We start from the raw sequence: 301 nt of genomic DNA on the forward strand, positions 1-301 counted from the left end.
TATATACTGACATTAAACACAGTAAAGAGGAGTTAAAGCATGTTCGTGGAACTCGTTTATGACAAAAGGAATTTTGATGGTCTGCCTGGTGCAAAAGACATCATTCTGGGCGAATTGAGAAAGAGAGTGCACCGGATCTTTCCAGATGCTGATGTCCGGGTTAAACCGATGATGACCCTACCAGCGATCAACACTGATCCCAGCAAGCATGAGAAGGAACAGATAAGCCGTACTGTTCAGGAAATGTTTGAAGAGGCTGATATGTGGCTGGTTTCAGATTAAACGCCTTGAACCGTCATAT

At 43.5% G+C, this 301-nt stretch carries 1 protein-coding gene; it reads left to right on the forward strand.

What is annotated here, in order from left to right:
* Positions 1–39: 39 nt before the first annotated feature.
* Complete coding sequence (locus OGV69_RS25260; RefSeq protein WP_069323354.1) at positions 40–282, forward strand: DinI family protein; 243 nt, start codon at positions 40–42, stop codon at positions 280–282.
* The last annotated feature ends 19 nt before the right edge of the window (positions 283–301 follow it).

It is taken from the genome of Citrobacter sp. Cc139 (assembly GCF_030334645.1).
GTDB classification, from domain to species: domain Bacteria; phylum Pseudomonadota; class Gammaproteobacteria; order Enterobacterales; family Enterobacteriaceae; genus Citrobacter; species Citrobacter werkmanii.

What these genes read in the sequence shown, in the direction of transcription:
- OGV69_RS25260 (WP_069323354.1), top strand. Translation starts at nt 40, where the DNA reads ATGTTCGTGGAACTCGTTTATGACAAAAGGAATTTTGATGGTCTGCCT.